Origin of the sequence: Anaerobacterium chartisolvens (assembly GCF_003337415.1) — a bacterium.
Classification (GTDB): Bacteria; Bacillota; Clostridia; order Acetivibrionales; family DSM-27016; genus Anaerobacterium; species Anaerobacterium chartisolvens.
In genome coordinates, this window is sequence record NZ_QPJT01000020.1 from 13,047 (window position 1) to 37,786 (window position 24,740).

21 protein-coding genes are annotated in these 24,740 nt (G+C 42.8%); 2 read left to right on the forward strand and 19 right to left on the reverse strand.

Going from position 1 to position 24,740, the window contains the following annotated elements; all coding sequences use genetic code 11:
• Nucleotides 1–648: 648 nt before the first annotated feature.
• Nucleotides 649–1,410 (reverse strand): MerR family transcriptional regulator, encoded by a 762-nt coding sequence (locus tag DFR58_RS15585; protein ID WP_114298783.1) that lies wholly within the window; start codon nucleotides 1,408–1,410, stop codon nucleotides 649–651.
• A gap of 446 nt (nucleotides 1,411–1,856) precedes the next feature.
• Here DFR58_RS15585 and DFR58_RS15590 point away from each other — a divergent pair, with 446 nt between their 5' ends.
• Together DFR58_RS15590 and DFR58_RS15595 are read left to right on the forward strand one after the other, a co-directional pair.
• Nucleotides 1,857–2,333: a chemotaxis protein CheX gene (locus DFR58_RS15590; RefSeq protein ID WP_114298784.1), complete on the forward strand. Its 477-nt coding sequence runs from the start codon at nucleotides 1,857–1,859 to the stop codon at nucleotides 2,331–2,333.
• A gap of 82 nt (nucleotides 2,334–2,415) precedes the next feature.
• On the forward strand, nucleotides 2,416–3,174 hold the full coding sequence (locus tag DFR58_RS15595) for a L,D-transpeptidase family protein (RefSeq protein WP_242987676.1): 759 nt from the start codon (nucleotides 2,416–2,418) through the stop codon (nucleotides 3,172–3,174).
• Here the strand turns inward: DFR58_RS15595 and DFR58_RS15600 are convergent.
• The 18 genes from DFR58_RS15600 to DFR58_RS15685 all read right to left on the reverse strand — a co-directional run bounded on the left by DFR58_RS15600 (nucleotide 3,152) and on the right by DFR58_RS15685 (nucleotide 24,709).
• Nucleotides 3,152–3,967: a hypothetical protein gene (locus DFR58_RS15600; protein WP_114298785.1), complete on the reverse strand. Its 816-nt coding sequence runs from the start codon at nucleotides 3,965–3,967 to the stop codon at nucleotides 3,152–3,154. The two genes, DFR58_RS15595 and DFR58_RS15600, sit on opposite strands and share 23 nt — an antisense overlap.
• A 168-nt stretch (nucleotides 3,968–4,135) precedes the next feature.
• Nucleotides 4,136–5,596 (reverse strand): rhamnulokinase, encoded by a 1,461-nt coding sequence (locus DFR58_RS15605; protein ID WP_114298861.1) that lies wholly within the window; start codon nucleotides 5,594–5,596, stop codon nucleotides 4,136–4,138.
• A gap of 66 nt (nucleotides 5,597–5,662) precedes the next feature.
• A complete protein-coding gene (locus tag DFR58_RS15610) occupies nucleotides 5,663–7,477 on the reverse strand; it encodes an L-fucose isomerase (RefSeq protein ID WP_114298786.1) in 1,815 nt (604 codons plus the stop codon).
• Between the two features lie 156 nt (nucleotides 7,478–7,633).
• Nucleotides 7,634–8,617 (reverse strand): LacI family DNA-binding transcriptional regulator, encoded by a 984-nt coding sequence (locus DFR58_RS15615; protein WP_114298787.1) that lies wholly within the window; start codon nucleotides 8,615–8,617, stop codon nucleotides 7,634–7,636.
• A 163-nt stretch (nucleotides 8,618–8,780) separates the two neighbouring features.
• The gene (locus DFR58_RS15620; protein WP_114298788.1) at nucleotides 8,781–9,581 is read right to left on the reverse strand and encodes a homocitrate synthase; all 801 of its coding nucleotides are present in this window, start codon (nucleotides 9,579–9,581) and stop codon (nucleotides 8,781–8,783) included.
• The gene (locus DFR58_RS15625) at nucleotides 9,563–10,630 is read right to left on the reverse strand and encodes a homocitrate synthase/isopropylmalate synthase family protein (RefSeq protein WP_147273193.1); all 1,068 of its coding nucleotides are present in this window, start codon (nucleotides 10,628–10,630) and stop codon (nucleotides 9,563–9,565) included. Before DFR58_RS15625 ends, DFR58_RS15620 begins: the two co-directional genes overlap by 19 nt.
• Nucleotides 10,631–10,664: 34 nt before the next feature.
• On the reverse strand, nucleotides 10,665–10,976 hold the full coding sequence (locus DFR58_RS15630; RefSeq protein ID WP_114298790.1) for a 2Fe-2S ferredoxin: 312 nt from the start codon (nucleotides 10,974–10,976) through the stop codon (nucleotides 10,665–10,667).
• A gap of 65 nt (nucleotides 10,977–11,041) precedes the next feature.
• Entirely contained in the window at nucleotides 11,042–13,723 is a 2,682-nt protein-coding gene (nifB, locus tag DFR58_RS15635) for a nitrogenase cofactor biosynthesis protein NifB (protein ID WP_114298791.1), read from the reverse strand.
• 72 nt (nucleotides 13,724–13,795) lie between these two features.
• Complete coding sequence (gene nifE, locus DFR58_RS15640; RefSeq protein ID WP_479722747.1) at nucleotides 13,796–15,154, reverse strand: nitrogenase iron-molybdenum cofactor biosynthesis protein NifE; 1,359 nt, start codon at nucleotides 15,152–15,154, stop codon at nucleotides 13,796–13,798.
• 208 nt (nucleotides 15,155–15,362) lie between these two features.
• Nucleotides 15,363–16,724, reverse strand: coding sequence for a nitrogenase molybdenum-iron protein subunit beta (gene nifK, locus DFR58_RS15645; RefSeq protein WP_114298793.1), 1,362 nt, complete (start codon nucleotides 16,722–16,724; stop codon nucleotides 15,363–15,365).
• Between the two features lie 16 nt (nucleotides 16,725–16,740).
• A complete protein-coding gene (locus DFR58_RS15650) occupies nucleotides 16,741–18,342 on the reverse strand; it encodes a nitrogenase component I subunit alpha (RefSeq protein WP_114298794.1) in 1,602 nt (533 codons plus the stop codon).
• A gap of 11 nt (nucleotides 18,343–18,353) precedes the next feature.
• Nucleotides 18,354–18,737 (reverse strand): P-II family nitrogen regulator, encoded by a 384-nt coding sequence (locus DFR58_RS15655; protein ID WP_114298795.1) that lies wholly within the window; start codon nucleotides 18,735–18,737, stop codon nucleotides 18,354–18,356.
• Nucleotides 18,738–18,753: 16 nt separating this feature from the next.
• A complete protein-coding gene (locus tag DFR58_RS15660; RefSeq protein WP_114298796.1) occupies nucleotides 18,754–19,080 on the reverse strand; it encodes a P-II family nitrogen regulator in 327 nt (108 codons plus the stop codon).
• 67 nt (nucleotides 19,081–19,147) lie between these two features.
• Entirely contained in the window at nucleotides 19,148–19,969 is an 822-nt protein-coding gene (gene nifH, locus DFR58_RS15665; protein ID WP_114298797.1) for a nitrogenase iron protein, read from the reverse strand.
• A gap of 251 nt (nucleotides 19,970–20,220) precedes the next feature.
• Complete coding sequence (locus DFR58_RS15670) at nucleotides 20,221–21,543, reverse strand: ammonium transporter (RefSeq protein WP_114298798.1); 1,323 nt, start codon at nucleotides 21,541–21,543, stop codon at nucleotides 20,221–20,223.
• Nucleotides 21,544–21,578: 35 nt separating this feature from the next.
• Entirely contained in the window at nucleotides 21,579–21,917 is a 339-nt protein-coding gene (locus DFR58_RS15675; RefSeq protein ID WP_114298799.1) for a P-II family nitrogen regulator, read from the reverse strand.
• 289 nt (nucleotides 21,918–22,206) lie between these two features.
• Complete coding sequence (locus DFR58_RS15680) at nucleotides 22,207–22,779, reverse strand: ANTAR domain-containing response regulator (protein ID WP_114298800.1); 573 nt, start codon at nucleotides 22,777–22,779, stop codon at nucleotides 22,207–22,209.
• 583 nt (nucleotides 22,780–23,362) lie between these two features.
• Entirely contained in the window at nucleotides 23,363–24,709 is a 1,347-nt protein-coding gene (locus DFR58_RS15685; protein WP_114298801.1) for an aspartate kinase, read from the reverse strand.
• Nucleotides 24,710–24,740 lie beyond the last annotated feature (31 nt).

The window sequence follows — 24,740 nt, forward strand, 5'->3', positions numbered from 1 at the left end:
TTGAAGAATTTTCTGTTTCAGATCATTAAAGCCCTGTCGAGTTAAGCTTCGACAGGGCTTTGACTTTTGCGGTATCCGTTTGTGAGAGGAACGCCACAGGGGGCGTTCCCTACGGCCTATATCCCATGTTAAGGTTCAACCTATTATCAGCAGCAGGGCAAACAGTCTGGCCTTCCGATTTCAATACATCCTATGTTAAGGTTCAACCAAATACGGGACTGCGCCCCGGTGAAGCAATAGGATATTTCAATACATCCCATGTTAAGGTTCAACCAACATAGAAAGCGGGTTTCAGCTTTTGCCATTTTCCCTCTTTCCTACTCATTATAGCACTTTCAGCAATTTTTTCCAGTCGTTTTAGGAAATTTTTCAAAAGGAGAAAAATTTCCTTCAAACACCTTTGCCTTAAGGCTTTTCAGCTTTTTCTCCTCTTTTGCAGTTGGAAAAACTTATGCGTTAATGATTAACCACCCAAAGCTTCACACTCCGCCATTAATAAATCGCTCCTTTCACAAAAATCCTATATATTTTCCTTGAAATATACAAGGCGTGAGGGGAAACCGCAAGACCAGAGGTTCGAAAACAAAACAACAATCACAAAAGCTTTATATCCTCCAGCCCCACAAAAGTGGTATTTTTTATTGGGCCTTATGCCTGCTTTGCTGTATAAATAAGCACCGCATCCTTTAAAAACTCAGCCATCCCCGGCTCTCTGTCATAGTATGCCTTAAACCTCTCGTCACTTGTATACATCTGCACAACACCGGCATGAGCCGCCTTGGTATAGCTGTCCCAGTAAAGACTCAGCCACTGCCTGTGCAGGTCTGCCGCCTTCTGCGCCAACTCACCCTCAGCATTGCCCGTTTTAAATGCCTCCTGGAGCGTGTCCAGCACCTCCTTTTCAAGTGCGGAGGCTCTGTCAAATTCCTCTTGTGTCATATTCAGCATTTTGCCGTTTGATCTTTCCACAGCCTCATGCCCATATTTCTCACGGGTCTCCTTTCCATACTGCTTTTCATTGTCGTCAACAAGCTTTTTCTTGAAGCCTTCAAATTTTTCTCTATCACTCATTTTAATGCCTCCCTCTCTTTCCGCAATTGTTTTATTGACATTTTCAATCAACGAATCCAATTGCTCTCTTTTCTCAAGAAGCCTGTCACGGTGTCCTCTCAATGCTTTTAATACATCAAAGGAGGATGCGGCAAAAATACTTTTTATTTCTTCGAGACTTACTCCCAGCTCTCTGTAAAACAGTATTTGCTGCAGTCTGTCTACCTCCGCCTTGCCGTAAATGCGATACCCTGAGGAATTGATCCTTGCCGGCTTAAGAATGTCAATTTCATCATAGTATCTTAATGTCCTTGTACTTATGCCCGCTATTTTTCCAAGCTTTTGCACCGTATATTCCATGCTTTCGCCTCCTGACAGCATAACTATATACCTTTACGTAACGTTAATGTCAATAGTATATTATAAAAATTATAAAATTATAAATCTTATCAATCCCATCCTTTTTATATGAATTAAGATATAAACTATCTAAAAAATGTAAAATAATTTCCGGAAGAATAATTTCCCCGGAATGCGTAACCGTGATATAATTTAGGCTAATTAAATTCACAAGCGTCTTCTACAGGTATACATGCTTCTATAGTTAGAGTAGAAATTATTCTGGAGGATATTATTTTACATCCTCCGTTATCCGAAATGCAAAAGCCTAAATTATATAGTATGAACTCACGGGATTTATATCTGTTCTATTCCAATCCCTTTCTGGTTCCTTGCTCTATATATGCTTGATTTTAGCAGTTCTTTGAGTTATAATAAGCCTAACTAAGATATAGGAGCTATTATATATGAACGTCCAATATATTAACCCGTTTATTGAGGCAAGTAAAACTGTTTTAAAAGAAGTAGCAGGTATTGATATAACTCTTGGAAAGATATATGTCAAAACCTCCCCTTATACCAGCAGCAATGTTGTAATTATAGTTGGAATAACGGGCACGATAAAGGGGCAGGCGGTCTTTTCAATAGATAAGGCCACAGCATGTAAAATTGCATCGGTTATGATGATGGGTTCTCCTGTAAACGAGCTGGATGAAATGGCTAAAAGTGCCTTGTCGGAGCTTGGAAACATGATTATGGGGAATACCGCCACCGTTTTTTACGGCAAGGGTCTTAAAATAGACATTACTCCTCCTACCCTGCTTACAGGAGATAACCTGCAGTTCTCACTGAATAAGCTTACAACGGTGTCCATACCTCTTAACCTAAGCGTTGGGGGCATTATGGAAATAGATATATCCTTTATAGAAAATACACAAAATTAATACCATGTGTATTATATAACAGCAGCTATCCTCATATAATTTAACTATAGCTTTAAGTATTGTCGGAGGTAATGGTGTTTTGTTGCCAAAAAGGTTTATTTATGTTTTATGTGGAGGGCTCTTTTGTCTTGTAATTTTTTATTTATATGACAACATACTTATACTTGACGACTTTCATACCAGTTACCATCATGCCAGCCAGTCTTATGAGCAGTCCTCTCTTGAGCAGCCCTCTGTGCCGCTTTCTGAGGATTCCTCCTTTTCAATCTCCGCAAAAGGATATTACATATACGTTAACCTCGATATATTTACAATGTACGTATATAAGGATGGTGAAATTCTAAAAACATATCCCGTCTCGGGAGGCGGGCCGTCTACCCCTTCGCCTCTGGGGACATGGAAAATTATCAGCAAGGATACATGGGGGGAAGGCTTTGGCGGCGCATGGCTTGGGTTTAATGTCCCCTGGGGCAAATACGGTATACATGGTACAATATATCCCTGGTTTATAGGGAAATCCAATTCCTCAAAGGGATGCATACGAATGAACAATAAGGATGTGGCGGAGCTGTATAAGCTTGTTCCCCACGGAACCGCAGTGACAATTATCCATAAAAACAAGCCCTTCCGGATACTGAGAAACGGTGACGTCGGCTCCGATGTGCTTGAGGTTCAAAAACACTTAAAGGAATTGGGGTACTATACCGGATACCCCGACGGCATTTTCGGGCAGGGAATGACACAGGCAGTGAAGGCCTTCCAGAGAGATTATAAGCTGTGGGAAAGCGGCACGGTCACAAATGAAACCTATTGGCAAATTACCCATGCGCAGAAGGGCTAGTGCCGGTATTCCTTCTCCCGTATTGCAGGTCAAAATACATTAACGCAATTATTCTCATCTCCATCAATGCAAACAGCCCGCTTGCAAAGGAAACCACAAAATTTTGAACAAGCCCGCTTGCAGACGTTGCAAAAAAAGAGCTTGCAAAAAATAAAAGTATTGAGGTCATGAATTTAAAAATTAATACCACACTTAATATTTCAAGCCTATGTCCCTTGCTTAAAGCGGCACTCCGCTTAAAGGAGGCTATAACGCCCTTGTTGCCATCCAGTATAAAGCAGTTATTGAAAAAAACTATAATATAGACTATCACAAACGGTATAACCATTAAAGAGAAGCCTATGCTGACAATCATCATTAAGCTCTCGCTCTTCATAAGATATGCCGCGATGGGAATTATGCCATAAATAATAATATGTGCGATAAAAATTCTTACAATATTTCTGACATTTATGCCGGGTATTTTGCTTACCGGGCAAGCACCGCCTTTGAGCTCGCCAATATAAGCGGCAAGATATATTGAGGCTATCACATTAATAACAATATTGGAGAAAAAAGAAACAATCAGAACATGTGACAAAACCCCTCCCAGCTTTATAAGGCCTTGAGTGTCAATTATATCAATATTTTGCATGTCGGGGGCAAACAGATATGAACCGAAAAAATATACCGCCAATATAAGCACAAAGGCCAAAGGCGCCGTATATTCACTTTTTAAGTTATAAAACCTGAATGATTCCGATATGTAGCTTCCTATGCTTCTCAGCATTTTGGGATTATTATTTGAATTCATAGTATCTTCCGCACTTCTTCCTTAAATTTAGTATAATAGTAATAAATCACTCTTTACTTATTTTCTAAGATATATCATGCTTTGTCAAACATTTTTTTTTATATTCAAGCCTTATTTACAAAAAAGCAGGAGAAGACAAAGCTTACTCTGACATTCTCCCGCTTTCCTTTACCTTATAATGTTTTTAAATGCTTCATAGGGACGGTCCCACATTTGGCTGTCCCGAGGCTTGAATACCTCTGTAGGAAAGGAAGCTCCGACTATCCTCCTTGCCTCCTTGAGATTTTTTACTTTCCCAAGCGCCATTGCCTGTATGACAAGATTGCCCACTGATGTAGCCTCTACGGGACCTGCTATGACCTCTCTTCCCGTCACATCGGCTGTAAGGCTGCACAAAAGCTTGTCCTTTATACCGCCTCCTACCATATGTATTACCGGCAGCTTTCTTCCAAGCACATCCTCAAGGCTTTCCACTGTCATTCTGTATTTAAGAGCCAGGCTCTGGCATATGCACATTACCACCTCTCCTACGCTTTGAGGGACATATTGCCCTGTATCACAGCAATACCTCTTTATCCTTTCCGGCATATTGCCGGGTGAAACAAAAAGCCGGTCATCGGGGTCAATAAAGCACGACACAGGCCCGGCCTCCCTCGCCATGCTCTCCATTGCCGCAAAGCCCAAATTCTTGCCTTCTCTGTCCCACTGTCTTTTACATTCCTGTATAAGCCATAGCCCCATTATATTTTTAAGGAAGGTGATTTTATTGTCAATTCCGCCCTCATTGGTAAATGACATGGAAAAGCTTTTATCATTAAGTATCGGGCTGTCAGTCTCCACTCCCATCAAAGACCACGTACCGCAGCTTATATAAGCAAAGTCCTCCCCGCACGCAGGCACCGATGCCACAGCCGCCTGAGTGTCATGTCCCGCCGCTGCTATTACAGGAATAGGCTTAACTCCAAGCTCATCACATATTTCTGCCGACAGATTGCCTATCACAGTCCCCGGCATAACTATATCGGTAAAAATATCGCGGGGAATGCCAAGCTTTTGTATTATTTCCCCGCACCATTGCTTTTTTAAGGGGTCTAAAAGCTGAGTGGTGCTTGCAATGCTGTATTCCGTAGCCTTTACCCCCGTCAGAAAATAATTGAATAAATCAGGTGTAAGGAGTAATGTTTTTGCTTGCTGCATCTGGGCAGATCCGCCATGTATCATCGAGAACAGCTGGAAAACAGTGTTGAGCTCCATAAGCTGTATTCCCGTTTTCATGTATAATTGCTCTTTGGGTATTATTTCAAAAACCTTCTCCATCATCCCCAGGGTCCGCTTGTCCCTGTAATGATACGGGTTGCCTATAAGCTCTCCTCTTTCATCCAGCAGCCCGAAGTCAACTCCCCATGTGTCTATGGCTATTGAGGCTATATCGCTGTCCCCGCCGTTGACGCATTTAAGTATCCCCTGCTTTATCTCATACAGAAGCCTTAAGGTGTCCCAATGCAGGTTCCCCGACACATTTACGGCATCATTTGAAAACCTGTGAATTTCCCGGATCTCCAAATGCCCCTTGCGAAGCGTTCCAAGCATAGCCCTTCCACTGCTGGCACCAAAATCAAAGGCCAGCATTTTTACAGCATCCTCCACCAAATCCCTCCTGTCAAAGTTATATACTTATAATTTTATACACAGGTGTTATTTTGAATATAACGGTCCAAGGCTTTCGCACGCCCTGTAATCGGCTCCTTCAATATCCATTCCAAATGCGTCCCACATGCTTGGCCTAAAAATCTTTTCCTCGGGTACATTGTGCATACACACCGGAATCCTAAGCATGGATGCAAGCGTTATAAGCTCCGAGCCTATATGTCCATAGCTGAACACTCCATGATTGGCACCCCATTTTGCCATTACCGAATATACATCCTTAAAGGCCCCCTTGCCTGTGATAATGGGAGCAAACCACGTTGTGGGCCATGTGGGATCGGTTCTCTTATCAATTATTTCTCCTACACCCTCGGGAAGCTCTACCGAATATCCTTCCGCTATCTGAAGCACAGGGCCTAAGCCCTTTATGAGGTTGATTCTGAACATGGTTACAGGCATTCCCCCGTCAGTCATGAAACGGGATGAAAAACCGCCCCCTCTGAAATATTCCACACTCGCAGGTCTCCATGATGTGGCATCAAGGCATTTTCCCGCTTCTGAAGGCGTAATATCCCAGTATGGCTTCATGGCGGGCTTTCCATCAATCATCTGCTTCCCTGAGCCGTCAAGTGCAGCGGCCCCTGAGTTTATAAGATGTATTATACCATTTTCCGCAAGCCCTGTAAGCTCCTTTCCTGTAACACGCTTAACAGCATCGGGGCTCCAATAGGTTCTTACATCCGCAAATACCTGTGCGGTATTCGTAAGAAGATGTCCTAAAAGCATAGAGATACCGTTCAAGCTGTCATTCTCAGTTGCAACCACAAACGCCTCTCTAATTCCGTTCCAGTCAAAGGATGAATTAAGAATAGCCTCCATAAAGTCGCCGTTAGGGAAGTGATCCGTCCAATGTCTCTGCCCTTGAAAGCCCGATGCAATTGCGTTATGTCCTAACGCCTCTTCTCCAAAGCCTTTTTCTGCAAGCCTTGGATTGCCAATCATCAAATCCCTTGCGATAATAGCCATTTTGACTACCGTCTCCCACTGCTTATCCTTCTCACTCCTCGAAAACTGAACGCCGGGGGCATTATTATCGGCTCCCTCTATGCAGTTTTCCTTTGCCCACTTCAATGCCCTCTGGAATTCTTCCTCATCATATACTTCTTCTTCTATTCTCCTTATAAGCTCCGACATATCAACATATTCGTTTCTCATTCCAAGATAGTCCTGAAAGAACTGCTCGTTGACAATCGATCCTGCAATTCCCATTGAAACGGACCCCATTGACAAATACGATTTCCCTCTCATATCCGCCACGGCGATTCCGGCCTTTGCAAACTGAAGCAGCTTTTGCGCCACATCTTCAGGAATGCTGGCATATCCCGAATCCTGAACATCCTTTCCATATATCCCGAAGGCAGGTATGCCCTTCTGGTTGTGTGCCGCAAGTACCGCGGCAAGATAAACAGCTCCCGGACGCTCCGTGCCGTTAAAGCCCCATACCGCTTTGGGCATATGTGGGTCCATATCCATTGTTTCAGAACCGTAGCACCAGCAAGGTGTAACCGTAAGGGAAACTCCCACTCCCTCAAGCTTAAACTTCTCAGCGCATTTTGCCGCTTCTGCAACTCCACCTATACAGGTATCGGCAATTACACACTCAACAGGCATCCCGTTTGAATGCCTCAGATTTTCGGAGATAAGCCGTGCAGCAGCCTTCGCCATATTCATGGTTTGCTCCTCAAGCGATTCCCTTATGCCTCTTCTCCTGCCGTCAATCGCGGGGCGTATGCCAACCTTTGCAAGCCCTCCTACCAATCTGTTTACCGGTTCGTTTACCTTCATTTCTTTAATGTTAGACATCTCGTTATAATCCTCCTGTATTTTTTATTCTTGCATATGATTTGCACAAAATTAATTTTTTATAGCTCCTACAGTTTAAATTATGCACTCGATTGCATGGTTTTTTAAAAGCTATCCCGCTCTATTCTGTATAAAGTATGGCGGGATCTCTGAAGTCTATGTTATCAAAAAAGTTTTTAAACGCACAATCTGGGGACTGTCCCCCACTCCCTTATTAATTATCTGCAATATGAGCCTTGCCGCATTGATGCCTATTTCTCCTACCGGCTGTCTTATTCTCACACCTGAAAACCCCAGTATAGACGACAGCTCCATGTCGTCAAAATTTGAAATGGATACCTCATGGCTTAAGGCACCGGCATTCTCAATCAAATATTTTACTGCTCCCACATGCATAAAATAATTAGATATAAATATGTTATGCGGGCTTTCCCGAAGAGCCATTAAAGAAGCCATAGCCTTATATCCGCTTTCCACATGAAAGTCTCCGAATTTTATAATCTGCTCCTCAATAGGTACGCAATAATCATTTAAAGCCCTTATATAGCCTTCATAGCGCTCCTTTGCCGATGTAAGCCTCATGTCTCCGCCAATAAAGCCTATTCTTTTTATTCCCTTTCCAATAAGGTACTCTATGGCGCTATAGCTTCCGTTTACATTATCCACAAGCACCGCATCCGCTACAATATTATTAACCAACCTGTCCACAAGAACAAGCGGCATACCTGATTCCTTAAGCTGATTAAAATGCTTTCCCTCATCCGATGCCGGTATAACAATAATTCCGTCAACGCATTTTTCCCTGAGCAGGTTTATTCTTTCCTCTTCCTTCACGACATTTTCATTTGAACCGCATATTATTATGCTATATCCATGCTTGCCAAGCTCCTCCTCAATGCTTCCGGCAATGCCCATAAAAAATGCGTTTGGCAGCTCTGGGCATATGAAGCCTATGGAATGTGTCCTGTTAGTCTTTAAGCTTCTCGCAATATTATTAATTTTGTATCGGAGTATTTTTATACTCTCCATTACCCTGCGCTTAGTTTTTTCACTTATTCTCGGGTCATCATTTATTACCCTCGATACAGTGGATGCGGATACTTCCGCATGTCTTGCAACATCCTTCACAGTAACAGACATTTCCTATCTCCATTTCGTAACAGCAGCATAAATTAACCGCCTCATATGGAACTATCCTGACAGGTTAAATTATCCATGCACACGATTGCATTATTATATATATTATATTCTACATTAAATAAAAAAATCCTCTATAAAAATAAAAATTTTTTAAAGGATTTTTTTATCTGTAAATTATTTTCATAATATCCGCTTGAATTTCCATAGCCCTGTTCAAATCTATATTTTGAAAGATACCCATGTGCTCCCGCGCCGCCTCTATGAACTGATTATAGCTGCAATTTCCCGCTCTCTCTCCTATGCCTCCGATTGTGCAGTCTATATAACGCGCACCTGCTTTCGCCGCGGCAATTGAGTTTGCCACCGCCATGCCCAGATCATTGTGTGCGTGCATTTCAATTTCCACATCAAGCTCATTCCTTATTTTTACAATTTCATTATAGATCCTCTGCCTGTACAACACACCCACAGTATCGGCATATCGCACTCTTTTTACCCCATTTTCCAGCGCGGCAGCCATTACCTGCATCAAAAACTTAAAATCCGCTCTTGATGCATCCTCCATCCCTATTGTTACCTCCGAGCACCCTCCGGCGGCATAAGCTATGCAGCTTTTCATATTATCTATAACCCATTCCCTGCTTTTGTTGAGCTTAGAAAATATCTGGATATCGGAACACGGCACCGAAATATGAATAATCTCAGCACCGCATTCCAGAGCCTGATTTATATCATTTTTATTCATTCTGCTCCATGTGGATATTTTGCTTTTTAAGCCCATACCGGCAATTCTTGCTATGCTTCTTTTCTCATGCCCTCCCATTGCAGGTATGCCCGCTTCAATTTGATATATCCCCAATTCGTCCAGCATAGAGGCAATTCTTATCTTCTCCTCAGGCGCAAAGGCAATTCCTGCCTTTTGTTCTCCGTCTCTAAGCGTTGTATCTACAATTTCAACTCCCAAGCCTCCAACCCCCCGGCTGTGCATATGCGTATAATTTCAATATCATCTAAGCTTCTTTTCATTTCAACGCTTCTGTCTTTTACAATCTGAAGCAGAACATCAAGCTCCTCCAACCCCAAGGTGATTCCAAGCTCCTTAAGCTTATGCATAACAGACTTTTTCCCCGAATGCTTTCCAATCACCAGCCTTCTTTGCTGGCCTACCATAGCCGGGTCGAAGGGCTCATAGGTAAGAGGGTTTTTCCCTATGCCGTCGGCATGAATGCCTGACTCATATTTAAATATATCCCTGCCTATTACAGGCTTAATGCCCGATACTGAACGCCCTGTTATATGCGTAAACTTTTTTTTGAGGTTGGGCAGCTTTTTTAAATCCAGTCTGGTGTACGGATCGATAATGGTTTTAATGGATGCAAGCACCTCTTCTAAAGCGGCAAAGCCATTTTCCCCTCCATAGCCTGAAAAGGAAGCAGTTACGCTTCCCGCACCATTCATAGCTCCCTCCACCGTCAGGGCAGTGGCGCAATACAGACTGTTTTCAGCACAGATGTCCACACCCCCGCCATACAGCGTGCTAATTTCCTTTATAGCCTCAATCCACTTAAAAGAGCTGATTCTGCTCAGGCCCAATATCCTCAGGCGGCTTATCCCCTTGTCAAGCCCACTCTTGCACGCCATTAAAAGCTCCTGAACGGTGTCCACCCTGTATTCAAGAGAAACACTGACTCCCGTTGATTTAAGCTCTTCCATCAGCTTACTGTCCGACATCTGTTCTTCGCCTATAATGCAACTGCGTATAGAGGCCTTTTGGAGCACATGCAAATCCTCCCGCTTGCGAACTCGCAGCAAAAAATCTATCCCGGCGGGAAGCTTGCCCACCTTTGCACAAATATCGCGGTTTATTTCTATCAAGTCCACACCTATGTCTTTTAATGCCCAACAGAGGTCAATTATATCAAGCCTGCTCATCTTAACCTCAGACATATATATCTCAGGAAGTGTACGGTCAATTATTGTCAATGAGCTGCTGTCATTAATTTTAAGCGGCAATACAATCACCTACTCTCTTAAGAGCTTAAGGCCCTTATTTAATCTCCAGCCTTTCCACCTTCTGTCCGTTCTCAAAATGGGATTCCACAATCTCTGCCACATCATCGGGTGTCACTTCTTTATACCATACTCCTTCGGGATAAACAACAACAATAGGGCCTGAGCTGCATATTCCAAAGCATCCTGTATTGGTAATCATTACTGTGTCCTGAAGCGCTCTTTCGTCAACCTCCTCCATAAAACGCTGTACAATATCCACCCCTTCCTTTGAGAAACAGTACCCCTTCTGCTGTCCGTTAATTCTTGAGCTGGTACAGACAAAAACATGATATTGCGGTTTTTGCATAATAAATTCTCCTTTTCCTTTTATTTTTGTTTATTCTTAAGATAATTTATATAAAATTTATAGTGCTAGCTCCTTGCTCCAAGCACAACCCTTGCCTCTTCTATTTCCTTTACTGCCTGCCTGATTCCCGCCTCTATTCTTTCACAGGTCTGGATTACACTTATGCCCTTTTCCTCAAGTGCTTTAGCAGGGCGGTAACCTATGCGAAGAACCAGCACCGCGTTGCAATCCTCAATAGCCTTTATGGTTTTTTCAATTTTTGATTCCTCACTGTCACATTCACTTTCGCTGCAATACTTATCAACATTTCTCTTTTCCAACAGCTTTATTTTAGAATCCCTGCTCTCATATATATAAAATTCCTCAGCGTGTCCAAAATGCTGGTCAATCATAATACCGCTTTTGCTGGCAACGGCAAACAGATACACCGTCTCCTTACGGCCGGCCTCGGCAGGAGCAGGGGCACAGCCCTTGCAGCTGTTCCTCTCAAACTCCCCGTGGACATCCTCTCCCAGAATTCCTATGGCATCGGCACGGCATTGCTTGCAGTGATACATTTGCTTTAAATCTACCTCGCATTTTTTCCTCATCTCAGTAAGATCCCTGTTGTTTGTAAGCTCCATATTCTCAAAAACACTTCCGCTGGCAGGAATAAGTGGCATTATATTGGTCATAAAGGCACCGCATTCCTTAACCTTTTTTACAACCTCGGGAATATGGCTGTCATTAACTCCCTTTATCATGACAATATTGACCTTGCAGACAATACCCCTTGAGGACAGCATTCTTAGCCCTATAAGCTGGTTGTCAAGCAGAAGCTTTGCCGCCTGCTCGCCATACAGCTTCATTCCCATGAAATTTATCTCACGGTAGATTTTTGCTCCTATTGTCGGGTCTATTGTATTAATTGTAATTGTGACATGAGATACCCCTAAGGCTATCAATTCCTCGGCATAGTATGGAAGCATCAGCCCGTTTGTAGAAAGGCAGAAGGTTATGTCGGGGTCAAGCTTCTTTATAAGCTCTATGGATTTTTTTGTGTTTGAGAAATTGGCCAGAGCGTCTCCGGGACCTGCAATTCCAATTACCTTTAGATTCTTGAGCTTGCTCTTTACCATCACAAATTTTTCAGCCGCCTGCTCCGGTGTGAGAACCTCGCTTGTAACTCCCGGCCTGCTTTCATTCACACAGTCAAACTTCCTGTTGCAATAGTTGCAGGATATATTGCACGCAGGAGCAACCGGGATATGCATCCTCGCGTTTGAACATGCTGCTCCGCTGCTGTAGCAGGGGTGGCTTTGGGTTTTTTTGTCTATATCGGCAGTTCTGCTGTCATTAGCCGGCTGAACCTGATTTTCTGGCTGGTAATACTTGCTGTACATTCTCTTTCTATATCCTTCATATTTATTTTCCAGAAGAGTATTTGTTATATCGTCTATAAGCCTCATAGATCCGTTATACCCTGTATATACCTGTCTTTGCCCCCCCATTCTGTCGTGGATAGGGAAGCCGATTCTTACAAGCGGAATTCCTTCCTTCTCGGTAATTATTTTACCATCGGAGTTTCCTATAAGGATGTTAGCCTCAAGCTTTACAGAATAGTCCTGAATGGTTTCAAAGTCGGTATCATCAATTATCAAAGGAAAGTCCCCATTCTTGCCTTCTTCGTCGGGGCTCATTCCGTTTTTGGAAAAATACTCCTTAAAAAGCTGCTTTATTTCTCCATTCTGTGAGCCTGTAGCTATAAGCACAGGCTTTATACCGTTTTCAAAGCACAGCCTTCCTACAGCGTATACAAGCTCAGGCTCTCCGTAAATTACCGCTCTTCCCTCGCCGTTATACTTATGTGAATCAATCATTCCGTCCAGCATACGCCCGCGTTCCGATACAAGCCTTTCAGGAACCGGTCTTCCGGATAGCTGGGACAATATATTTACAAATAAATCGGTGTTCTCAATTCCCATAGGGATGGGGCATTTATACAGAGGCACATTATAGGCTGACAAAAGGTACTGCCCCGGCGAGAGTGCCTCGGGGATTGTAACTCCAAGCTCTATAGTGGCAGAGCTTCCAGCCATCCTTCTTATATCCTCCAGCCTGGTGCCGCCCTTGGGAATACGGCTGTATTCCTTTGAGTATGGAGAATCCAGAGTATCGGATATATCGGGTAAAATAATATAATCTATAGAGAAGCTGTCTAAAATATCCTTTATATTTCTTACATCCCCCGGGCTTACATTTCCCACTATAACATTAATTTTACCGTTAGGCCTGCTGTCCTTTGCAATGCTTTTCACAATGCTCAGCAGCGCTGAAAAATACCCCTCAAACCCCGTGCCTCCATATCCCGCCGTGGACATCGGAATTATCCTGTCCTTTTCAAGTCCTTCACTTTCGGCAAACTCTGAAGTAATTCTTTTAATGTCCTCTCCGATAGTCTCAGCGAGACATGTGGTAGCAACTCCTATCACATCGGGATTGTAAAGCTCTATCAGGTTTTTGAGGCCCTTCTTGAGGTTTTTTTCTCCTCCGTATACCGTGCCCTCCTCATTAAGAGAAGAGGAAGCTATATCAATGGGCTCATTATAGTGTCCCGCCATATGCCTTCTGATGTAAGTGCTGCACCCTTGAGAGCCATGAAGCATTACCATACTGTTTTCTATCCCTTTAAATGCCATTACCGCTCCCATGGGCATACATACCTTACATGGATTTATATTGAGGTTTGTAAAATTCCTGTTTTTCATGAATTCCTCCTCCTTTCCTCTTCCTTCCCTTTGCGTCCTGCCGCTTCCGCCGCAGTATTCATTCTCTTTAATCTATACGTAACGCCACACCGGGCTGTTAATAGTCATATCTATTTCTTTTGCAAAATTAACCGCGCCTTCGTATCCGCACAGAGGGTGCTTTCTCTCATGATTGTGATCGCAGAAGGCCACACCCAGCTTATATGCCAAAGGCCGTTCCTTTACTCCTCCAACCAGTATATCCGCGCCTTTTTCCTTTATAAATTTTTCAAGCTCGGCAGGATTTGTATCATCAAGGATTACAGTGCCTTCCTCAGCTATTTCTCTTATAATGTCATACTCATCCTTCCTGCCCGTTTGAGTACCTACCATGACAGTCCTTATTCCTAAATCCGCAAACTGCTTGATTAAGGATATGGCCTTAAAGCCTCCTCCGACATATATGGCAGCCTTTTTGCCCTCCAGTCTGCTGCTGTACTTCCTGAGCTCCGCCTGCACCTTTAGTTCTTCTATAAAAATCAACTTTTCTGTTCTTTCTATGATATCGGGGTCTTTAGTATACTCCGCAATGCTCATAAGCGAATGCCTGATATCCTCAAGTCCGAAAAAGCTCACCTTTATATAAGGTATTCCGTACTTTTCCTCCATCTCCTTTGCAAGGCTCGTCATAGACCCCGCACACTGCACTATATTCAATGAGGCTTCGGGAGCCTTCATTATTTCCTCACATCTTGAGTCTCCCGTAAACCTGGCATTGATTTCTATTCCCATTTGCTTTAAATAGCCCGTCGTTATCCAAATCTCTCCTGCCAGATTAAAATCCCCAAGAAAATTTATGTTAAAGTTTTTATTGTCTTCTTTTTCATTTTTAATTTGCTTTGGCCCGTCCATAAGCTTCATTAAGGCTTTTCCGGCAGCCTTATAGCCCATGGATTTGTTTCCGGCAAATCCGCTTGATTTTACAGGTATAACTCTTATGCCGTGCCTTGCCTCAGCGTTTTTGCACACAGCCTCTATATCATCACCTATTACGCCCACTATACAGGTGGCATATATAAATATAACCTTGGGGGAATATTGTGCGCATATTTCATCTATTGCCTTCTCCAGCTTCTTTTCTCCCCCAAAAATTATGTCATCTTCTCTTAAATCAGTGGAAAAGCTGTTCCTGAAGGTCTCAGGACCGCTGGTAAGGCTTCCCCTTATATCCCATGTATAGCTCGCACAGCCTATGGGACCATGGACTATATGAAAAGCATCCGTGATAGGGTTTAAGACAACCCTCGCTCCACAATATACACAGGCTCTCTGGCTGACCGAGCCTGCCAGACTGTCCTTTTCACATTTTAATTCACAGCCGCTTTGTTTGGAATTGCAAAAAATAGATGTTCTTCTTTCCTCCAATATACCATCATTAGCTCTGTCAACCACAATAATCACCCGCCTTCAATCATATCCTCTCTGTTTCCAAAAGGTTATCGCTTTTAAAAGAGCTCTCGCTTTTAAAAGCGCTCTCCCTTTTAAAAGCGCCCTCACTTTAAGATAAAATTACATATATGCAATACGGACTATAATAAAGGAGTTAAATGTGAACTTTATCTGCACATAACGTATTTTTCTAAAGTGAGGGCAAAACATATTACATTATCAATTCCAAATCCTCATCCGCACAATCTCTCTCCTGACGGTCGAGAAGCGCGTTACTTATAAGCTCAATAATTCTGAGTGCGCCCTTATAGCCCGTAATAGGCATATATGAGTGGACGCTTCTGTCCAGTATGGGGAAGCCGATTCTTACAAACGGCACATCCTCAGCCCTTGCAATGTATTTTCCATGCGTTCCTCCCATAAGAAGATCCACAGGCTCTTCCTTCATCCACTGCTGAAGGGTAAACAGGTCCCCCAATGCCTTAACCTTTCCGTCTATACCCGCTTCCTCCATCATAGCCTTTATTTCCTTTTCAAAGGAATCTCCGGGCGTGCCTGTAACAACATACTTAGGAATCATACCCATGCTTATTGTAAACTCAGTAAGAGCCAGCAGCAGGTCGGGATCCCCGAACAGTGCAACCTTCTTGCCATGGTAGTGGTAGTGGCAGTCAACCATTATATCAACCACCTGACCGCGCTCTTCCTCAATCTCAGCAGGGATTTCTTTTCCAGTCAACTTTGCAACCGCCATAAGGAAATCATCTGTTGCTTTTACTCCTATTGGTGTCTTCAGTATCTTTGCCGGAACCTTACATTTTTTCTCAAGGTCATACGCACCCTCTGCCGAAGCAAAGCTTCCAAGCGCAAGTGTCGCTTCGGAATTACCCAAATCCTTGATGTCGTCTACCTTAGTGCCCCCGGCCGGATACATTTCAAACTTTCCTGTCATAGGTGCATCAATAACGCCGCTTGTATCGGGGAACATCGTAAACGGCACTCCCATCGCCTTAAGCAGTCTTTTAATTTCTCTCATATCAGCAGGGTTAACAAAGCCCGGTATGACATTTAATTTTCCGTTAGGAGTTTTTGTATTTGCCGCAAGGTATTTTATAAAGCCCTTAACCATATTTGAAAAGCCTGTTATATGAGAGCCCTGATAGCTTGGTGTATTGGCATGAATTACAATCTTTCCATCCGGGATCTGCGTACCTGATATAAGGCTGTTCATGTCGTCACCTATCGTCTCGGACAGACAGGTGGTGTGTACTGCAAGAATATCCGGGTTATATATGGAAAAAACATTCTTTATTGAAGTCTTAAGATTGGAACCTCCTCCGAAAACAGCAGAACCCTCTGTAAAAGAGCTTGTTGAAGCCATTATGGGATCTCTGAAATTCCTTGTAAGAAACATCCTGTGGAAAGAGCAGCACCCTTGTGAGCCATGGCTGTGCGGAAGACATTTATTCACTCCCAGCGCTGCATACATAGCCCCTACAGGCTGGCAGGTCTTAGCAGGATTTATGGAGAGAGCCTCCCTTTTTGAATATTCCTTTGGTGTATAATCTAACATTTTTAATTACCTCCTCCTATACTGCCATAGTGCCTTCCAACATAGGTTCCTTCTTCCATGGAGGCGTTATAAGCTTCCATGAAGGCGTTGTCAGTCCCATAGCTATATCTCTCGCAAAATTAACTGCACCCTTAAATCCCGCATAAGGCCCGCTGTAATCATATGAATGAAGCTGCTTGGAAAAAACACCCGCCTTATGTGAAATATACTTATCCTTTATTCCCGAGCAAAAAATATCAGGCTTTAATATTTTCAGAAACTCTTCAGTTTCGTAGTGGTTCAAATCATCTATTACAATGCTTCCGTCAGACATTCCCTTCATCATTCCGGGATAATCGTTAAGATTTATAGTATTCTTGAGCTCAATCACTCTTTCAGGTGAAAGGAATACCCTGTAATACTTGGAATCTGGCTCAACCTCTATGCTTTCTATGTTTTTGCTGTCTCCGTCCGCTTTAATAGTAGGAATAACCTCACGGCCCTCATAATCGTCTCTGTGTCCGAATTCATATCCCGCGAGTACAGTTTCCACTCCTATATCCTTAAGAAGCATTTGATAATGATGAGCTCTGGAGCCTCCTACAAATAATGCCGCGGTTTTTCCCTGACATATATTCCTGAAGTATTCCATTGCGTCGCTTATTTCCGAGATCTCCTCGGCAATAACCTCTTCAGTCCTGTCAATAAGATCCTTATCTCCAAAATATGCCGCTATATCCCTGAGACTCTTTGCCATAGACTGTACACCTATGAAATTAACCTTTATCCAGTCATGACCGTATTTTGTATTCATCATTTCGCCTATATAGTTTATGGATCTGTGGCACTGCACTACATTCAAATGTGCCAGATGAGCATTGCTTAAGTCTCTTACAGTCCCATTTCCCGTCATAACCGAAACGATGTCATAACCTATCCTTTTCATTATCCTTTCAACTTCCCAGCCGTCTCCGCCTATGTTGTACTCACCCAGAATATTCAGCGAGTATTTCCCAACCGCTCTTTCTCCTGTGCCTATAACATGCTTGATCAGCGAGTTGTTTGCGATATGGTGTCCTCCCGACTGGCTGACTCCCTTATATCCCTCACAGCTAAATGCAAGAACCTTTATCCCGAATTCCTTCTGCGCCCATGCAGCATCGGCATTTATATCGTCACCGATAAGCCCGACAGGACATGTGGAGCAAATCATTATTGTTTCAGGATGGAATATCTCTACCGCTTCCGTTATAGCCTGCTTCAGCTTTTTATCTCCCCCGAAAACAATGTCCCCCTCCTGCAAATCAGTGGAAAGGCAATAGCTTAAATAATTTTTCTCATCACCGTCTATCCTGCCTTTATGCCTTCTGGTACCCCAGCTGTAGTATCCACAGCCTATAGGTCCGTGGGTTATAATAAGAGCATCCCTTAACGGGCCGAGAACAACACCCTTACAGCCCGCATAGCAGCATCCCCTGTTTGTTATAATCCCCGGAACAGTTCTGGTGTTTGCCGTAATAATCTGTACATCCGCTTCGGAATCCTTAACAATTACATGATCCTTTCTATTTTTAAACACAGCAGCAGGATACTGCTCCAGAGTTTTTGACACTTTTTGCTTTATGTCTACCGCATTCATAATATAACCTCCTATATTGCCTCTTCTCCGTTTTCTCCTGTTCTTACCCTCACAGAATCGAATACAGGCATAACAAATATTTTTCCGTCACCGGCATGGCCTGTTTTGTTAATGTCAATGATAGCGTCTACAACCTTCTTAACATCCGCATCCTTCACTATCATGGAGATAAGTCTTTTGGGAATAAGCCTGTGCCCTTCCGATAAGGATTCTGCTACTGCAGGAGATGAAACATCCCCTCCCGAAATAATGTCCTGAATAAGCTCGTAATTAACCTTCTTCTTTCCCCTGCCCAGCACCTTTCTACAGTTCAAAGAGAAAAAGCCTTCCTTTGCCAGACCCTCTTTTGTCTGATTAACCTTGTTCATTCTTATAACAGCCATGACTTCCTTCATATGACCTTACCCCCTCTTAAAGCTGATTTGTTCCTGAACTGATTGTATATGCTTCTTCCACAGGGCTTATAAATATTTTTCCGTCACCGAATGCACCCTTTTCTCCTGTTTTTGCATTTTTCATTATAATTTTCACAACATCGTCCTTGTCTTCATCCTTAACAACCATAATGAGCATTTCTTTGGGAATTTCATCATAAAAAACATCTCCGACTTTGACTCCACGCTGCTTGCCGCGCCCGCTTACATCCATCTTTGTAACGGCAGGGAATCCTGCATCACTTAATTCAGCCAATACTACCCCAACCTTCTCAGGCCTTATAATTGCTCTTATCATCAACATACACACAAACCTCCAAATTCATTTTTTATTAAGAATCCAGTCTGCACAGCCAACCCACCTGTGGATATCAGATATCCATTAGACCGTGTTCCATTAATATCTCTTCCAATCTGTCCTGCACCATAGGCTTTGGCACAACAAACATTTCATTTCCATCAATTGCTCTGGCAAGTCCCCTATAAGCATCAGCCTGAGGTTCTGAAGGTGCGAAGTCAATTACAGTTTTCTTATTGATTTCCGCCCTTTGTACAAGATTTTCTCTGGGTACAAAATAGATCAACTGGCTTCCCAGCTCTTTGGCAAATGCTTCCAAAAGCTCCTTTTCTCCGTCAACCTTTCTGCTGTTGCATATGATTCCACCCAAACGGCATCCTCCTGTATTTGCATATTTCTGAATTCCCTTAGAGATATTATTGGCAGCATATAACGCCATCATCTCGCCGCTGGCAACAATATATATTTCCTGTGCCTTTCCTTCCCTTATCGGCATTGCAAAACCACCACAGACAACGTCACCCAATACATCATAGAATACGTAATCCAGATCATCGGTATAAGCACCAAGCTGCTCAAGCATGTTAATGGAGGTTATAATTCCTCTTCCCGCACATCCGACACCGGGCTCAGGTCCGCCTGACTCAACACACCTTATTCCAAAAGCGCCTGTTTTCATAATATTCTCAAGCTCTACCTCTTCCCCTTCTTCTCTTAAAGTATCCAACACACTTTTTTGTGCTAATCCATGAAGCACCAGTCTTGTAGAGTCGGCCTTGGGGTCGCATCCCACTATCATTATGTTCTTTCCCATTTCCCCCAAGCCTGCTGTAAGATTCTGCGTAGTTGTTGATTTCCCTATTCCGCCTTTTCCATAAATCGCTACCTGTCTCATATTAAATACCTCCAATTTTTTATATTTTTAAAGTTTTAAAACAAAAGGACGCCAAAATCATTTGATTTTGGCGTCCAGGCCTTTTTGATATTTTATTCATTCAAGGAACTTCATATCAATTATTGAATTATGAGTCAATGATACTACTTCTCTTGCATTTTGTCAATAATTTTATCAAAATAATTTAATTTCAAACTAATTTATGAAAGCGCAGTGCTATACTCCTGCATCTCAAATTATAATATAGTTCACTATAATATAGTGTCGGCGCTCTTCATATGGAAGTCGGCATATGCCTCCGAGCCGTGTTCGCTTACGTCAAGTCCGCCTTCCTCATGCTCCTTGCTGACTCTTAAGCCTACGGTAGCCTTAATAGCATTAAACAGTATGAATGTAGTTACAAGCACCCAGGCCGCTACCGTGATAACACCCAGAGCCTGAACTCCCAGAAGCCCAAAGCCCCCTCCGTAAAACAGCCCGCCTTCAGTGGCAAACAAACCGACAAGTATGGTTCCTGCCGCACCGCTAAAGCCATGAACACCGATTGCTCCAACAGGGTCGTCAATTTTAAGAACCTTTTCGATAAACTCTATTCCGAATACAACCACAAATCCTGCAACCACACCTATAACTATCGATCCGGGAAGACTCACCGACGCGCAGCCCGCGGTTATGGCAACAAGTCCTGCCAGCGCGCCGTTCAAAGTCATACTGACATCAGGCTTCTTATAGCGCAGCCACGTTATTATCATGACGGTAACAGCTCCGGCTGCAGCCGACAAATTCGTAGTCATCGCTATTGTTCCTATGCTTGCGTCAATACCCGACAATGTACTTCCGGGGTTAAAACCGAACCATCCGAACCAGAGGATGAATACACCCAGTGCCGCAAGCGTAATGCTGTGGCCCGGTATGGCATTGGGCTTTCCGTTCTTGTTGAATTTCCCGACTCTGGGCCCGAGAGTGGCAGCTCCTACCAGCGCGGCCCAGCCTCCGACCGAATGTACAACGGTAGAACCGGCGAAATCAATCATTCCTAAGTTTGATAGCCAGCCCCCGCCCCATATCCAGTGTCCTACAACAGGATATATTATTAAGGTTATAGCGGCACTATATATAATATAGGAAGAAAACTTTGTTCTTTCAGCCATAGCTCCGGATACTATTGTTGCGGCAGTAGCAGCAAACACCGTCTGGAATATCATAAACGCCTCAAGAGGCACCCCTCTGTCCACGGTATCTGTTCCGAAAAAGCCTGAAAGCCCTATAAATCCTCCCTGATCAGCTCCGAACATGAATGCGTATCCAATTGCATAAAACGCCAGTGAGCCTATTGAAAAATCCATTAAATTCTTCATTATTATGTTGCTGGCATTCTTTGCTCTCGTCAATCCCGTTTCCACCATAGCAAAACCCGCCTGCATAAAGAACACTAAAAACGCCGCCAGCAGTACCCACACCGTGTTAATCGCCAGGGCTGTAGCGTCATTTATCTCCTCCCCCGCCCCAAAAGCGACGGTAGGAATTAACAACAGCGCAAAAACTATAATAAAACCTATTATCCTCTTTTTCATAAAAATACAACTCCCCTTTATATTTTGTAAAGCTTTTATATTGCGTCCTTCCCTCTTGTCCCGGTTCTTATTCTTACAGCATCCTCCACGTTGTAAACAAATATTTTGCCGTCTCCGACCTGCCCTGTCCTCACTGCTTCGGTTATTTTCTGAATCAGCCCCTCGACAGCCTCGTCGGGAACAACTGCTTCAATTTTAATTTTAGGGAGCAAATTTATACTGTACTCGGTACCTCTGTATATTTCCTTCCTCCCCTTCTGCATTCCACAGCCTGAAACCATTGTAACAGTCATGCCATAGGTGCCTGCTTCATTCATTACCTCTTTAACGTCCTCAATTTTCTCCGGCCTAGTAATGATCTCCAATTTTTTCATAGACAAACTCCTTTCCTGACATATTTTTCATTATAAAAAATAAAAAGACCCCAAAACTATACTTCTATTGTATAGTAATGGCGTCTATGCCCAGAAGGTATAAGATTCTTCACGGAATCCTCTTCCTTCAAAAAACTAAATTAAAATTTATGAACCGATTATATCATCTCTCCTGCATTATTGCAATACTTTTTATAAATTTCTTTTAATATTTATTTTTTTATGCAATTTACACATTTTCAACTTGCATTTTGTATTATTTTTCAAAAGCATCCCTAAGCATCTGTTTTTATCCCCTGGTAAGAATCAGTGCTTCTGCAATATTCTTCATGGGAATCCTGTTATCGCGGCTTTTCTTTCTTATTACTTCATAGGCTTCCGCTTCTGAAAGCCCTTCCTTCTCTACCAATATCCATTTTGCCTTTTCGACAGCCTTTCTGCTCTCAAGAGTCTCATTCAGCTTTTTTACCTTCTCCTCATACTGGATAATCCTTGAATAATTTATCATCGCTGCATCAGTTATCTGCACTATTGCCTCTTCAAAAACCGGCTTGCTTATATAAGTCATCACTCTGGATTTTTGTATAAATTCAAATATATCGTCACTTCTTGTATCCAGAATTAAACCACACGCACACAGTAGGTCTTCATCAATAGTTTCAAGTGTCTGCTTTAAATCCTTAAAGCCTTTCCCCACATCAATAACAACAAGCTCCGGGGTCGAATTTCTTATATGCCTCAATATATTGAAATAATCCTTGGAATATCCTATAAATATATGTCCGCTGGAGACAAGGGCATTTTTTACACATGCCAGAGTTTTTTTATCCTCTCCTGAAATAATGAATTTGCCGTATACCATATCTCCCACCTCTGATCCGATTAGTTTAAAGGCGGAGTAAGCATGTTATGCCGATATGCGGCCTAACCCCTGCAAACTCATTTTTTATGCTGCGGCCTGAAGCTATACCGTAGTTCATATAAACACCTTCCTTTAACATGACTAAAAAATTTTGATATTTACATAAAATTATCGTACAAACAAAAAAGCCTCCCCACTTAGACTGTTAAGTATGTTTATAGGGAAGCATCTGTGCTACTTTAGCTACAACAATGTAATTGATAAAAAATATTAAATTTAAGTAAAAATGCCAATATATAAAGCAAGTGCTCTTTACTATTATTTATATAATAGCATAGGCATATTATTTCTGCAAGTAATTTTTTTTATTCTTTCATATATCTTACGTACAATCTGTAGCCCCCGCACTCTGCGGGCTTAATATAGAACTCTGTTAAGAGCACGTAAAATATACTATACAACCAATCTTAATAAAAAGAATGCATTTAGTTTTATAATTTATCATCCACATAATATCAATAAGGCAAATAAAATTATTGCAGCATTTTTTATTTCATCCTTCAAAGAATACGTATGTTATTTACTAAAAAAACTCATTATAGAGTGCCTTTACAGCCTCGTTTACTTTTTCCTCCTTTACCCCGAACATCATGCTTACCTCGGAAGAGCCTTGATTTATCATTTCAAGATTCACTCCGGCCCGCGCCAGTGCGGCACCTGCTCTGGCTGCTATACCGATTGTGTTTTTCATTCCCTCTCCAACCATCATAACCATCGCAAGCTTCCTTACCACAAATATATCGTCTACCTTTAGCTCCGACTTAATACGGTTTATCACTCTCTCTTCAGTCTCGCCGCCTAACTGCCTCTCCCGGATAACCACCGAAACATTGTCTATGCCTGACGGTATATGCTCATAAGCAATGCCCTCATCCTCAAGAATCTGAAGCATCTTGCGTCCAAAGCCTATTTCTCTGTTCATCATATATTTGCTTAAGTATATGCTGCAAAAGCCTTTATCTCCTGCAATACCTACGACAGGCCCGTTTTTGTTTTCCCTTTCGGAAACAATCATCGTTCCCGGTGCAGAAGGATTATTTGTATTCTTTATGCATACCGGAATGCCCTTGTGGTATACAGGCTCAAGCGTCTCCTCATGCAGCACCGAAAAGCCCGCGTACGACAGCTCTCTCATTTCTCTGTATGTAAGTATCGAAATTGGCTTGGGGCTTGGAATTATATTGGGATTGGCCGAAAATACAGAATCGACATCGGTAAAATTTTCATACATTTCCGCATCAACAGCCGCGGCAAGGATTGAGCCTGTTATGTCCGAGCCTCCTCTGGGGAAGGTAACAACCTCACCCGTTGCCGAATACCCAAAAAATCCCGGAAAAATCATTATTCCATCCATATTAAGGCTGGCTTTAAGGTTATTGTATGACTGAGGAAGCACGCGCGCATTGCCAAATTCATCACTTAAAAAAAGCCCCGCATCCCCAGGATTTACATAGTGAGCCTTAACCCCCATGCTTCGTAGGCATTCTGCCGCCAATTTAGCACAGTTGTCCTCTCCCGCCGCCTTAAGTAGATCCATAAATTTGGCTCTGTCAGTCTTATCCGACGATACCCTCTTGCGCAAATCCGCTTCAATAACCTGTACAATGTCCCCCGACAGATTAAAGTCCCGTGCAATTTCCGCATATCTCGACACAACCGCATTCAATTCGTCTTTTGCTTCCCCGTCACTTAAGCATTTCTCGGCGCACCTTATAAGAAGATCGGTAACCTTAATATCGTTATCATATCTCTTCCCTGGAGCCGAAACAACTACCAGCCTCCTTGCGGGATCGGATATAACTATTTCAAACGCCTTTTTTATTTGCTCGGCACTTGCCATGGAAGTGCCTCCGAACTTAGCAATTTTCATTCCATTCATCCCCCAATCACTTCGTCATTAT

What these genes read in the sequence shown, in the direction of transcription:
- DFR58_RS15585 (WP_114298783.1), bottom strand. Translation starts at nt 1,410, where the DNA reads ATGGAATATACGGTGCAAAAGCTTGGAAAAATAGCGGGCATAAGTACA.
- DFR58_RS15590 (WP_114298784.1), top strand. Translation starts at nt 1,857, where the DNA reads ATGAACGTCCAATATATTAACCCGTTTATTGAGGCAAGTAAAACTGTT.
- DFR58_RS15600 (WP_114298785.1), bottom strand. Translation starts at nt 3,967, where the DNA reads ATGAATTCAAATAATAATCCCAAAATGCTGAGAAGCATAGGAAGCTAC.
- DFR58_RS15605 (WP_114298861.1), bottom strand. Translation starts at nt 5,596, where the DNA reads ATGCTGGCCTTTGATTTTGGTGCCAGCAGTGGAAGGGCTATGCTTGGA.
- DFR58_RS15610 (WP_114298786.1), bottom strand. Translation starts at nt 7,477, where the DNA reads ATGTCTAACATTAAAGAAATGAAGGTAAACGAACCGGTAAACAGATTG.
- DFR58_RS15615 (WP_114298787.1), bottom strand. Translation starts at nt 8,617, where the DNA reads ATGTCTGTTACTGTGAAGGATGTTGCAAGACATGCGGAAGTATCCGCA.
- DFR58_RS15630 (WP_114298790.1), bottom strand. Translation starts at nt 10,976, where the DNA reads ATGCAAAAACCGCAATATCATGTTTTTGTCTGTACCAGCTCAAGAATT.
- nifB (WP_114298791.1), bottom strand. Translation starts at nt 13,723, where the DNA reads ATGAAAAACAGGAATTTTACAAACCTCAATATAAATCCATGTAAGGTA.
- nifK (WP_114298793.1), bottom strand. Translation starts at nt 16,724, where the DNA reads ATGTTAGATTATACACCAAAGGAATATTCAAAAAGGGAGGCTCTCTCC.
- DFR58_RS15650 (WP_114298794.1), bottom strand. Translation starts at nt 18,342, where the DNA reads ATGAATGCGGTAGACATAAAGCAAAAAGTGTCAAAAACTCTGGAGCAG.
- DFR58_RS15655 (WP_114298795.1), bottom strand. Translation starts at nt 18,737, where the DNA reads ATGAAGGAAGTCATGGCTGTTATAAGAATGAACAAGGTTAATCAGACA.
- DFR58_RS15660 (WP_114298796.1), bottom strand. Translation starts at nt 19,080, where the DNA reads ATGTTGATGATAAGAGCAATTATAAGGCCTGAGAAGGTTGGGGTAGTA.
- nifH (WP_114298797.1), bottom strand. Translation starts at nt 19,969, where the DNA reads ATGAGACAGGTAGCGATTTATGGAAAAGGCGGAATAGGGAAATCAACA.
- DFR58_RS15670 (WP_114298798.1), bottom strand. Translation starts at nt 21,543, where the DNA reads ATGAAAAAGAGGATAATAGGTTTTATTATAGTTTTTGCGCTGTTGTTA.
- DFR58_RS15675 (WP_114298799.1), bottom strand. Translation starts at nt 21,917, where the DNA reads ATGAAAAAATTGGAGATCATTACTAGGCCGGAGAAAATTGAGGACGTT.
- DFR58_RS15680 (WP_114298800.1), bottom strand. Translation starts at nt 22,779, where the DNA reads ATGGTATACGGCAAATTCATTATTTCAGGAGAGGATAAAAAAACTCTG.
- DFR58_RS15685 (WP_114298801.1), bottom strand. Translation starts at nt 24,709, where the DNA reads ATGAAAATTGCTAAGTTCGGAGGCACTTCCATGGCAAGTGCCGAGCAA.